The sequence below is a fragment of the Streptomyces sp. NPDC005899 genome (genome assembly GCF_040629645.1).
Classification (GTDB): Bacteria; Actinomycetota; Actinomycetes; order Streptomycetales; family Streptomycetaceae; genus Streptomyces.
In genome coordinates, this window is the sequence record NZ_JBEXWB010000205.1 from 1 (window position 1) to 11,454 (window position 11,454).

An 11,454-nucleotide genomic window follows, 5' to 3' on the forward strand; every position below is an offset into this window, starting at 1 on the left:
CGCGGTGGAGCCGGCGCGTGCTCTGCGCGGCGTACGGGGCGACGGCCGCCGACGGCGCCGTGGCAGGGCTTGTTCTCATGACGCTCCCCCCATGGTGCGTGGGTCCGGTCCGGAAGAGGAGCACCGGGCCCGGGACCATCCTGCCGTGCTCCGGGCGACGCCACCGCGCACTCCGCACAAAGGCTGCAACCTCCTGCAACCCTGGTGGCGGCCCTTCGGCCGTACGAGAGTGGTGGCTCACCGCGCGGCGGGGCCCGGTCCCCTCGGGCGGTGGAGCACAAGCGCGGAGGGTGGCGCCGTGTCGGCGCGGCACCACCCTCCGCCGCTCGCACGGGGCCCAGGCCCCGTCCTTTCCGGCGATGGCGCGCCCCGCCGGGAGGCCTACCGGTCCTGAGCCCGGGCCCGCTCCACCACCGAGGCCAGGTCCAGGCTGTGCGGCAGGGTCCCGAAGGCCGCCCCCCAGTCGCCGCCCAGCCGCGACGCGCAGAACGCGTCCGCGACCTCCGGCGGAGCCCAGCGCAGCAGCAGCGACCCCTGCAGCACCAGGGCCATCCGCTCCACGATCCGCCGGGCCCGCGCCTCGACACCCTCCAGGTCGGCGAGTTCCGTCAGCAGGTCCTTGACCGCCCCGTCCAGCCGGTGGTCCTGGCCGCGGGCCTTCCCGATCTCCCGCAGGAACGCGTCGAGCGCGCGCGGTTCGCGCTGGAGCGCCCGCAGCACGTCGAGCGCCTGCACGTTGCCCGAACCCTCCCAGATGGAGTTCAGCGGGGCCTCACGCAGCAGCCGGGGCATCCCGGACTCCTCGACGTAACCGTTGCCGCCCAGGCACTCCAGGGCCTCGCCGACCACGGCGGTGCACCGCTTCGTCACCCAGTACTTCGCGGCCGGCACGGCGATCCGCAGGAAGGCCCGCTCCTCGTCGGTGTCCGCGTCGTACGCGGCGGCCAGCCGCAGTGCCAGGGTGGTCGCCGCCTCCGACTCCAGGGCGAGATCGGCCAGGACGTTGCGCATCAGCGGCTTCTCGATGAGCAGCCCGCCGAACGCGCTGCGGTACGCGCCGTGGTGGATCGCCTGCGCCACCGCCTGCCGCATCAGTGCCGCCGAACCGACCACGCAGTCCAGCCGGGTCGCCGCGACCATCTCGATGATGGTGCGCACCCCGCGCCCCTCCTCACCGACCCGGCGGGCCCACGTGCCGTCGAACTCGACCTCGCCGGACGCGTTGGACCGGTTGCCCAGCTTGTCCTTCAGGCGCTGGATCGCGAACACGTTGCGGGTGCCGTCCGGCAGGACGCGCGGCACGAGGAAGCAGCTCAGCCCGCCCGGGGCCTGGGCCAGGACCAGGAAGCCGTCGGACATGGGCGCCGAGCAGAACCACTTGTGCCCGGTGAGCAGGTACTCCCCGTCGCCGGCCAGCGGCTCGGCCCGGGTCGTGTTGGACCGCACGTCGGTGCCGCCCTGCTTCTCCGTCATGCCCATCCCGAAGAGCACACCGGCCTTCTCCGGCGCCGGCCGCAGCCCCTCCTCGTACACGTGGGAGGTGAGCAGCGGCTCCCACTCGGCGGCGAGCGCCGGGTCGGTCCGCAGGGCGGGGACCGCGGCGTGCGTCATGGAGAGCGGGCAGCCGTGGCCGGCCTCGGCCTGCGTCCACACCAGGAAGCCGGCCGCCCGGCGGACGTGCCCGGCCGGCCGGCCCCAGGCGTCGGTCAGCCCGGCCGACACCGCGTGCCCCAGCAGCCGGTGCCAGGAGGGATGGAACTCGATCTCGTCGAGGCGGTGCCCGTAGCGGTCGTGGGTGCGCAGCTTCGGCGGGTTCTCGTTCGCCTGGGCTCCCCATGCCTGGGCCTGGGCGGAACCGGCGGCCGTTCCGAGCGAGCGGAGCTCGCTTCGCACCTCGTCGAGGATCTCCGGTCCGGTGTGCCGCTCGACGGCCTCCGTCAGCGCCCGGTCGGTCGCGAAGACGTCGTAGCCGACCAGCGGCGGAACCTGGTTGGTCACTGTGTGGGTGGTTGCTGCCATGCCGATACGGTAAGGAGGTGCAGGCAGCAAAAGAAACACCCGAGCGGCCACCGGGCCGGCTCCACCGGGCGCGAGTCCTCTACCGCAACGTGTCCAAGCGCCAGATGGCGTGGCAGTTGCTCAAGGACACGGTCAACTCGTGCATGGAGTACCGCATCCTCGGGCTCGCGGCCGAAGCGGCCTTCTTCACCCTGCTGTCCCTGCCCCCCCTGCTGCTCGGCCTGATCGGGCTGCTCGGATACGTCGACGACTGGACGGCCACCACGACGGTCGCCTCCCTCGAGCGGAACATCCTGGACGCGGTGCAGACCGTGCTGTCCGAGCGCGGCGTCAACGACATCGCCAAACCGCTCATGGACGACGTCACCACGGGCGCCCGCCCCGACGTCATCTCGATCGGGTTCGCGATCGCCCTCTGGTCGGGTTCCCGGGCGGTGAACGTCTTCATCGACACCATCACCGTGATGTACGGGCTCGACGGCCACCGCGGCATCGTCCGGACCCGCCTGCTGGCCTTCCTGCTGTACGTCGTCGCCCTGCTGCTCGGGGCGGTCGTGCTGCCGCTGCTGGTGGTCGGCCCCGACCGGGTGGTGGAGTTCGTCCCCTGGGGCACCGAGGTCCTGGCGGTCCTGTACTGGCCCCTGGTCATACTGCTGTCCATCGCGTTCCTCACGACGCTCTACCACGTGTCCGTACCCGTCCGTTCCCCGTGGATGGAGGACGTGCCCGGGGCCCTGGTGGCGCTGGCGATGTGGGTGCTGGGCAGCCGCCGCCGTGTGCCGACCGCCACCCGCCCGGGCGTCGTGTCCGACTGTCTCGTCCCCTGAAACGGCACCGGCCCCCACCGGTGCTGCGCATCAGCGTACGGCGGGGGACGGACGGTGGAAGCCGATTGACGGAACTGTCTCCGGAAGGTGTTTAGGGTGTGTTTCATGTTCCGTCTTGAAACAGAAGTGGACAAGGAGCGTCGTATTCTGCTGAGTCGTCGGCTACACGACGACAACTGGGACGGATCACCACAGCTGCGGGCCCTGCATTCCACGGTCGGTGAGCACGAACTCCCGCTGGACGTCTGGTTCCTCGACCCGGAGGACGGACTCGCCGGAGGGCTGGCCGGACGGACCTGGGCCTACTGGCTCCACGTGGACCTGCTCTGGGTGGACCCCCGCCACCGCGGCAGCGGGCTGGGCACGCGGCTGCTGGCCGAGGCGGAGCGCCTCGCCCGGGAGGACCGGGCCTGCACCCGCTCCCGGCTGGAGACCTGGGACTTCCAGGCCCCCGCCTTCTACCGGAAGCGGGGGTACGAGGTCGTCGGCGAGGTCGCGGACTATCCGCCCGGCGTCACCGAGTACGTCCTGGTCAAGCAGCTGGAGCGATCCGGCGGGCCCCCGCCGAGGGGACCGCGGGGAAGACGCCCGGGGTGGCGTACCCGGCGGAGGTGAAGGCTTCGGAGACCGACTTGGCGACCTGGTCCGCCGTCCCCTCCTCCACGAGGACGATCGCCGAGCCGCCGAAGCCGCCCCCGGTCATCCTCGCCCCGAGCGCCCCGGCGGCGTTCGCCGAGGAGACCACGAGGTCGAGCTCCGGGCACGAGACGCGCAGGTCGTCCCGCAGGGAGACGTGCCCCTCGGTGAGTATGGGGCCCGTCGCACGCACCTCGCCCGCGTCGAGCAGGCCGATGACCCGCTCCACCCGGTGGTTGTCGCTCACGACGTGGCGGACGTAGCGCACGACCGACTCGTCCTCGCCCGACGCCGCCAGGGTGTCGAGCGCGGTGCCCAGTTCCTCGTAGGGAAGGTCGCGCAGGGTCGCCATGCCCAGCGCCCGGGCCCCCGCCTCGCAGCCGGCCCGGCGCTCCGCGTAGGCACCGTCCCCCAGGGCGTGCTTGACCCGGGTGTCGACGACCAGGAGCCGCAGCCCCTGGGCTGCCAGGTCGAAGGGGACCTGGCGCAGGCCGAGGTCGCGGGTGTCGAGGTGGAGCGCGTGGCCCGGCGTGCAGCACGCCGAGGCCATCTGGTCCATCACTCCGCACGGCACACCGACGAAGGCGTTCTCCGCGCGCTGGCCCAGGACGGCGAGTTCCGGCGCGGTGAGCCCCAGCTCGAAGAGGTCGTTCAGGGCGAGTGCGGTGACCACCTCGAGGGCGGCGGAGGAGGAGAGCCCGGCCCCGACGGGGACGGTGGAGGTCAGCTGGACGTCCGCCCCGCTGACGGGGTGGCCCGCCTCCCGCAGCGCCCAGACGACGCCGGCCGGGTAGGCCGCCCAGCCGTGCCCCGAGTGCGGGGCCAGCTCGTCGACGCGCAGGGTGACGACCCCGCCGGGTACGTCGGTGGAGTGCAGCCGCAGCACGCCGTCCGTGCGGCGGGCGACGGCCGCGCGGGCGCTGTGCGGGAGGGCCAGCGGCATGACGAAGCCGTCGTTGAAGTCGGTGTACTCACCGATCAGGTTCACTCGTCCGGGCGCGGCCCAGATCCCCTCGGGCGCGGTCCCGTACAGCGCGGTGAAGGCCGCGGTCAGCGCGTGGTCGCTCATGGGCTCGGTCATGGGGTGGGGAGCTCCTCTCGGCGGGCGAACGTCCAGGCGTCGGCCACGATCGCGGTCAGGCCGGCGCGGGACGGCCGCCAGCCGAGGCGCTCCCGGGCGGTGGCGGCGGAGGCGACGAGGATGGCCGGGTCGCCGCCGCGCCTGGGGGCGGGGGTCTCCGGGACGGGGTGGCCGGTGACCTGACGGACGGTCTCGATGACCTCCCGCACGGAGAAGCCGTTGCCGTTGCCGAGGTTGCAGATGAGGTGCTCGCCCGCGGCGGCCGCGTCGAGGGCCAGCAGGTGGGCCTCGGCGAGGTCGGCGACGTGGATGTAGTCGCGGACGCAGGTGCCGTCCGGGGTCGGGTAGTCGTCCCCGTAGACGGAGACGGACTCGCGCCGCCCCAGTGCCACCTGGAGGACCAGGGGGATGAGGTGCGACTCGGGGTCGTGGCGTTCGCCCTGGCTGCCGTAGGCCCCGGCGACGTTGAAGTAGCGCAGGGAGACGGCCGCCAGGCCGTGTGCGGCGGCCTCGCCCGTGATCATGTGGTCGACGGCGAGCTTCGTGGCGCCGTACGGGCTGGTGGGCGCGGTGGGGTCGGACTCCGTGATGGGGGTGGAGACCGGCTCCCCGTAGGTCGCGGCGGTGGAGGAGAACACCAGGGTCCGCACCCCGGCGTCGCGCATCGCGGCGAGCAGGGCGGTCGTCCCGCCGACGTTGTTCAGCCAGTACTTCTCGGGGTCGACGACGGACTCGCCGACCTGCGAGCTCGCGGCGAAGTGCAGCACCCCGTCGTAGGAGGCGTCGAGCCACTTGGCGGCGTCCTGGATTCGGCCCTCGATGAACTCGGCCCCCGCGGGGACCCCTTCGCGAAAGCCCGTCGACAGGTCGTCCAGGACGGTCACGGTGTGGCCGGCCTCCAGCAGGTGGGCGGCGACCACCCCACCGACATATCCCGCTCCGCCCGTGACCAGGTACTTCTTACCGGGGTTGCTCACTCGCTCGCTACCTCTCGCAGTCGCTGGGCCGCGGCCTCCGGCGGCACGTCGTTGATGAACACGTTCATGCCGGACTCGGAACCCGCGAGGAACTTCAGCTTGCCGGACGTGCGCCGGATGGTGAAAAGCTCCAGATGCAGACCGAACTCCTCCCGGCCGGGCACCCTGAAGGGGGCCTGGTGCCAGGCCGAGATGTACGGGGTCGGGGGCTCACCCGGGCCGAAGATCCGGTCGAAACGCCTCAGGAGTTCCAGATAGACCTGTGGAAACTCCGTGCGGGCGGCGTCGTCCAGGTCCCGGAGGTCGGGGACGCGGCGGCGCGGATGGAGGTGGACCTCGTAGGGCCAGTGCGCCGCGTACGGCACGAACGCGACCCAGTGCTCGCCCTCCAGGACGACGCGTGACCCGTCGGCCAGCTCCCGGGCGACGACGTCGTCGAAGAGGTTGCGGCCGGTCTCCTCCCGGTGGGCCGCCGCCGAGCGCAGCATCAGCTCGGTGCGCGGGGTGACGAAGGGGTAGCCGTAGATCTGCCCGTGCGGGTGGCCGAGCGTGACACCGATCTCGGCGCCCCGGTTCTCGAAGCAGAACACCTGGGTGACCTGCGGCAGTTCGGCGAGGTCCGCCGTCCGGTCGGTCCAGGCGTCCAGGACGAGGGCGGCCTGTTCCCGGGTGAGCCGGGCGAAGGACGCGTCGTGGTCGGAGGTGAAGCAGACGACCTCGCAACGGCCGGAGTCCCCGGCGAGGGAGGGGAAGCGGTTCTCGAAGACGGCGACGTCGTAGTGGTCGTCGGGGATCTCGCTCAGCCGGCCGTCCCGTGAGGGGCAGAGCGGGCACTCGTCGGCCGGCGGGTGGTAGGTGCGGCCCTGGCGGTGCGAGGCGATGGCCACCGCGTCGCCCAGCAGCGGGTCGCGGCGGATCTCCGAGGACGTCGAGACGGGGGCGAGCGGCCGCCGGTCGACGGCGTCGCGGACCGTGTCGTCCGCGGAGTCGTAGTAGATCAGCTCACGGCCGTCGGCGAGGCTCGTAACCGTCTTCTTCACCAGGCTCCTCCATGTACCGCCCTCCAACATAACCGCACATAACAAATCACAAGCGAACACGCGAGTCAATGCTGCGGCGGCATGACCACCCGCAGGGTCCCGCCGTGGGGTCATATACGCATATTCCGCTCCACTCGATCACGATCGAACAAAGAAGCCCAGCCAGACTGTTCAGTTCTCGAACACAAAGGCGTAGGTTCCGACGGGTTCAGTTCACGCAACGAAGCGGATACCCCCCATGCACTATCTGGCCGAAGGGCTCCGGCTCCCCACGAACGGGCTCGACTACACAATTCTGGCGATTTACTTCGTCGTGGTGCTCGGCATCGGGTTCGCCGCCCGGGCAAGTGTGAAAACGAGCCTGGACTTCTTCCTCTCCGGCCGGTCGCTGCCCGCGTGGGTGACCGGTCTGGCGTTCGTCGCGGCGAACCTCGGCGCCACCGAGATACTCGGCATGGCGGCGACCGGCGCTCAGTACGGCGTCGCGGTCGTGCACTGGTACTGGATCGGCGCCATCCCGGCCATGGTCTTCCTCGGCCTCGTGATGATGCCCTTCTACTACCGGTCGAAGGTCCGCTCCGTGCCGGAGTTCCTGCTCCAGCGCTTCGACAGGTCGGCGCACCTGCTGAGCTCCATACTCTTCGCCTTCGCGGCGATCCTGATCGCGGGCGTGAACCTCTACGCCCTGTCGATCGTCGTGGAGGCGCTGCTCGGCTGGGACCGCTCGGTCGCGATCGTCGTCGCCGGCGTGTTCGTCCTGCTCTACATCACCGTCGGCGGCCTGTCCTCGGCGATCTACAACGAGGTCCTGCAGTTCTTCGTCATCCTCGCCGCGCTGATCCCGCTGACCCTGCTGGGCCTCAAGCGCGTCGGCGGCTGGGACGGGCTGAGCGGCTCCCTGGAGAAACAGCACGGCGGCGACTTCATGACCGCGTGGGGCGGCACCGGCATCGGTGACGCCAACCCGCTCGGCGCCAACTGGCTGACGATCGTCCTCGGCCTCGGCTTCGTGCTCTCCTTCGGCTACTGGACCACCAACTTCGCCGAGGTGCAGCGCGCGCTGTCCGCGAAGAACCTGTCGGCCGCCCGGCGCACCCCGCTGATCGCCGCGTTCCCGAAGATCTTCATCGTCTTCGTGGTGATGATCCCGGGACTGGTCGCCGCCGTCCTCGTGCCCAGGATCGGTACGGCGGACTCCGACCTCACCTACAACGACGCCATCCCGCTGCTGATGCAGGAACTCCTGCCGAACGGCGTCCTCGGCATCGCGGTGACCGGCCTGCTGGCCGCCTTCATGGCCGGCATGGCCGCCAACGTGTCCTCGTTCAACACGGTGTTCACCACGGACATCTGGCAGCGGTACGTGAAGAAGGACCGGCCGGACGCCTACTACCTGCGCTTCGGGCGGCTGATCACCGCGGTGGGCGTGCTCGCCTCGATCGGCACGGCGTTCATCGCGGCCAGCTTCTCCAACATCATGACGTACCTGCAGACCCTGTTCTCGTTCTTCAACGTCCCGATGTTCGTCGTCTTCATCATCGGGATGTTCTGGAAGCGGGCCTCGATGAAGTCCGGCGTCTGGGGTCTCGTCGCGGGCACCACCGCCGCGATGGTCAACTACTTCGTCGTCTACGAGCAGGGCATCATCGACATCCCGTCCGACCAGGGCGCCAACTTCGTCTCCGCCATCGTCGGCTTCGTCGCCGGTGCGGTCGTCATGGTCGTCGTCACCCTCTTCACGGCTCCCAAGCCGGAGGCCGAGCTGGCCGGCCTGGTGTACGGGACCGCGTCCCCGGACGCCGACGAGCTCCCGGAGGAGGGCGACGGCGCCTGGTACCGCAAGCCCGCCCTGCTCGGCTGGGGCGCGATGGTCCTCGCCGCCCTCTGCTACCTGCCCTACTCGCTCTGATCGGAGGCACTCACCATGTCCGACCTGCACAAGGAAGTCTCCGAACTGGAGCGCACGTCCGCGACCGCGGCCCGGCTCTTCGACATCCGGCGGATCATCGGCGGACTCTTCGTGGTCTACGGAGTGATCGTCACCATCGCCGGCATCAACCCCTCCGAGGCCGATCTCGAGAAGGCCCAGGGGGTCCACATCAACCTGTGGACCGGCCTGGCCATGCTGGCCCTCGGGCTCTTCTTCCTGATCTGGATGAAGCTGCGCCCGGTCCAGGTGGCGGAGGAGGCGCCCACCACGCCGGAGAGCTGACCGCGCGGCGGGGGCGGGACCTCACGCGTTCACGCGAGGGGGTCCCGCCCCCGCGGCGTGTGCGCCGAGGAGGCCCGGTCCAGCAGCCCCGTCCGGGCGGCGAGGGCCGCGGCCTCCAGCCGGGAGCCGACGCCCAGCTTCATCAGCACCCGCTGCACGTGCGTGCGGGCGGTGCTCGGCGCGATGGCCATTCCGGCGGCGATCAGCCGGGTGTCCTCGCCCTCGGCGACCCGGACCAGCACCTCGACCTCGCGAGGGGTCAGCAACCGCAGCAGCCGCTGTCCCTCGTCGTCCGGTTCGGCCACCGGGTGGAGCAGCTCCGCGAACGCGCCGCGCAGCAGCTGCGGAGCGACCGCCGCCTCCCCCGCCCGTGCCTTGACCATCGCGCGTTCCACGCCCTCGATGCGCTCGTCGTGGCGGACGTACCCGGCGGCCCCCGCGGCGAAGGCGGCGGCGATCCCGCGCGGGCTGGGGACGGGGCCGAGCACGACGACGGCCACCTGCGGGCGCTCCCGCCCGATCCGCGTGATCGGGTCGAACGCGCCCGGCTCGGCGGGCGCCGCCGTGCCGAACAGGCAGACCTCCGGCGCCCTGCTGACGACGAGTTCGGCCGATCCGGCGGTCGGCGCGGCCGCCGCGAGCACCCGGTGGCCCCGCAGCTTGAGCGCCGAGGCGAGCGCCTCGGCGAGCAGTCGGTGGTCGTCGACCACCATGAGCCGCACGCCCATCGAGATTGCCCCCCTGTGTGCGGCGCCGTGCCGCTCTGTGACCCCGGAACAGGCCCCCCGGCCCTCTGACCCGGCAAGCTACACGCTTGTTCGACGTGTCGTGCCCTCTACCGGGCAGAAGCCACTCGGAATGCTTGTTTCTGCACGGTCACAGCCACTTGCCGGGCGGAAAACGATCGGCCCTGCCGGTCGAATGATCGACCGGCAGGGCCGTGGACGCGGACCGCGCCGCTCACCCGCGCACGGGTCAGCCGGTGGTGAAGGAGACGACGAGGTACTCCTTGTCGTCCACCGCGCTCGTCCGGGGCTTGCTGAGCATCGTCTCCGAGATGAACAGCCGCCCCTTCTCGTAGATGAACTCCGCGTAGTCGCTGGAGAAGCTGGTCTCCGCGTCCCGCACCGCCTTGTCGTCGGGGTTCTCCATGAGCACCGTCTGCTCGAAGGTGGAGCCGTCGACGGACACGATCTGGCCGCCCTTGTCGTACGGGGGCTGCTTGTAGGCGATCACGTTGGTGCCGTCCATGCGCAGCGGCCTGAGCGTGTAGCGGTCACCCGCGTCGGCCTTGCCGCCGACGAGCTTGCCGGTGGTCAGGTCGAAGGCCACGATCTCGTTCGTGTCGCCGTACTCCCCACCGCCCTCGTGCTCCTCGGTCGGCAGGTACAGCCGGTTGTTGCCGACCGCCAGGTTCTGGCACTTCTCGACCTCGGTGGAACCGCAGCGCGCCGCGTACTTGTCCGCGTCGGCGGAGATCCGCACGGTCAGCTTGCCGGTGGCCGCGTCGATCGAGAAGAAGTCCGAGATGCTGCTGCCGTCACCGGCGGTGTCGCCGACGTCGGCCGCCACGACGAGCGGCTTGGTGGAGACGATGCTCGCGTACTCGACACCGGCCGGCATGTCGTACGAGGAGAGCGGCGCGCCCGTGGTCGGGTTCAGCGCCTGCACGGTGAGCTGCGGGGCGTCGTAGGTGCCGCACTTGCGGACCACCGCGAGGGCCTCGCCGCCGCCGTACCCCATGTCGTAGCAGTTGTTGGTGTCGGTCTTCGGCTTCCAGAGCTCGGCGCCGTTCGCCAGGTTGAAGGCGGCGCCGCCCCTGGTGCCGCCCGCGGCGACCGTGGTCCCGCTGAGCGTGACCTCGTTGAAGCGGACGGGCTCGTCACCGCTGGATGCGGAGGTGACCGACTTGCTCCACATCAGCTTGCCGGTGGCCAGGTCGAGGGCACCGACCTGGGTGCAGGAGGGGTACTTGTCCTGGGCGCTCGGCCTGCCGTCCTCGAACGCGATCGCCGTCCTGTAGTCCTTGCTCATGTGTTTGGACGCGGCACAGAGCTGGCCCTTGAGCGGGATCGACCAGAGCTTGGTGCCCTTGGCGAGGTCGTAGCCGGTGATCTCGTACACGCCGGTCTTCACGTACGCCTTGTCGGTGACCCAGGAACCGTCGACCGTGGTGGTGTCCGCGACCTTCGGCTGCGGCAGCTGGAAGCCGACGGTGGACCTGGTCGTGGCCGGCGCCTTCTCGGCGCCGCCGCCCAGGCCGTCGCCCTTGCCGTCCTTGCCCTCTCCGCCACCGCCCGTGGAGCCGGCCGAGGACGCCTCGGTGCCCTTGCCGCCGTCGTCGTCGCCGGAGGAGGCGTAGAGGACTCCGCCGCCGATGATCAGCACCACCGCGACGGCCGCGGCCACGATGATCTTCATCTGGGTGGAGAACCCGCCACCGCTCCCGCCCGGCTGCGGCGGGAGGTACTGGGGCTGCATCGGAGCCGTCGGGTAGCCGTAGCCCTGGTGCGGAGGCATGCCGGGCTGTCCGGGCGGGCCCTGCGGGAAGCCGTAGCCCGGCTGCCCCGGAGGCGGCGCCTGCGGATAGCCGTAGGCGGGGCCCTGCGGCGGACCGCCGGGCGGAGGCGTCTGCGGTGCGCCGAAGCCGCCGGGCGGCGGG

General features: G+C 71.2%; 8 protein-coding genes and 2 pseudogenes. 4 read left to right on the forward strand and 6 right to left on the reverse strand.

What is annotated here, in order from left to right:
• Positions 1-381 precede the first annotated feature (381 nt).
• On the reverse strand, positions 382-2,019 hold the full coding sequence (locus tag ABZ371_RS21330; protein WP_358681978.1) for an acyl-CoA dehydrogenase family protein: 1,638 nt from the start codon (positions 2,017-2,019) through the stop codon (positions 382-384).
• A gap of 17 nt (positions 2,020-2,036) precedes the next feature.
• Here ABZ371_RS21330 and ABZ371_RS21335 point away from each other — a divergent pair.
• Positions 2,037-2,786 (forward strand): annotated as a pseudogene (locus tag ABZ371_RS21335) (YhjD/YihY/BrkB family envelope integrity protein); the annotation flags it as partial.
• A gap of 165 nt (positions 2,787-2,951) precedes the next feature.
• A pseudogene (locus ABZ371_RS21340) lies at positions 2,952-3,389 on the forward strand (GNAT family N-acetyltransferase); the annotation flags it as partial.
• Here the strand turns inward: ABZ371_RS21340 and galK are convergent.
• From galK to galT, 3 genes are read right to left on the reverse strand one after another with little or no spacing between them, the layout of a single operon-like run.
• On the reverse strand, positions 3,379-4,563 hold the full coding sequence (galK, locus tag ABZ371_RS21345) for a galactokinase (protein ID WP_358681980.1): 1,185 nt from the start codon (positions 4,561-4,563) through the stop codon (positions 3,379-3,381). The pseudogene ABZ371_RS21340 and the gene galK sit on opposite strands and share 11 nt — an antisense overlap.
• Complete coding sequence (gene galE, locus ABZ371_RS21350; protein WP_358681982.1) at positions 4,560-5,540, reverse strand: UDP-glucose 4-epimerase GalE; 981 nt, start codon at positions 5,538-5,540, stop codon at positions 4,560-4,562. Before galE ends, galK begins: the two co-directional genes overlap by 4 nt.
• Positions 5,537-6,580, reverse strand: a complete 1,044-nt coding sequence (gene galT / locus ABZ371_RS21355) for a galactose-1-phosphate uridylyltransferase (RefSeq protein WP_358681985.1) — start codon at positions 6,578-6,580, stop codon at positions 5,537-5,539. Before galT ends, galE begins: the two co-directional genes overlap by 4 nt.
• Before the next feature lie 238 nt (positions 6,581-6,818).
• Between galT and ABZ371_RS21360 the strand changes: the two genes are divergently transcribed.
• The gene (locus ABZ371_RS21360) at positions 6,819-8,489 is read left to right on the forward strand and encodes a sodium:solute symporter family protein (protein ID WP_358681988.1); all 1,671 of its coding nucleotides are present in this window, start codon (positions 6,819-6,821) and stop codon (positions 8,487-8,489) included.
• A 15-nt stretch (positions 8,490-8,504) separates the two neighbouring features.
• Positions 8,505-8,792 carry a hypothetical protein gene (locus tag ABZ371_RS21365; protein ID WP_358681990.1) on the forward strand — a complete coding sequence of 96 codons (288 nt, stop codon included), beginning with the start codon at positions 8,505-8,507 and terminating at the stop codon, positions 8,790-8,792.
• A gap of 29 nt (positions 8,793-8,821) precedes the next feature.
• Here the strand turns inward: ABZ371_RS21365 and ABZ371_RS21370 are convergent, their stop codons facing one another.
• Both ABZ371_RS21370 and ABZ371_RS21375 read right to left on the reverse strand, forming a co-directional pair.
• Complete coding sequence (locus tag ABZ371_RS21370) at positions 8,822-9,520, reverse strand: LuxR C-terminal-related transcriptional regulator (RefSeq protein ID WP_358681992.1); 699 nt, start codon at positions 9,518-9,520, stop codon at positions 8,822-8,824.
• Between the two features lie 247 nt (positions 9,521-9,767).
• Positions 9,768-11,454 (reverse strand): PQQ-binding-like beta-propeller repeat protein (locus ABZ371_RS21375; protein WP_358681995.1); only part of this gene is annotated, 1,687 nt, incomplete at its 5' end.

Coding starts and splice junctions, on each gene's coding strand:
- ABZ371_RS21330 (WP_358681978.1), bottom strand. CDS start 2,019: ATGGCAGCAACCACCCACACAGTGACCAACCAGGTTCCGCCGCTGGTC.
- galK (WP_358681980.1), bottom strand. CDS start 4,563: ATGACCGAGCCCATGAGCGACCACGCGCTGACCGCGGCCTTCACCGCG.
- ABZ371_RS21360 (WP_358681988.1), top strand. CDS start 6,819: ATGCACTATCTGGCCGAAGGGCTCCGGCTCCCCACGAACGGGCTCGAC.
- ABZ371_RS21365 (WP_358681990.1), top strand. CDS start 8,505: ATGTCCGACCTGCACAAGGAAGTCTCCGAACTGGAGCGCACGTCCGCG.
- ABZ371_RS21370 (WP_358681992.1), bottom strand. CDS start 9,520: ATGGGCGTGCGGCTCATGGTGGTCGACGACCACCGACTGCTCGCCGAG.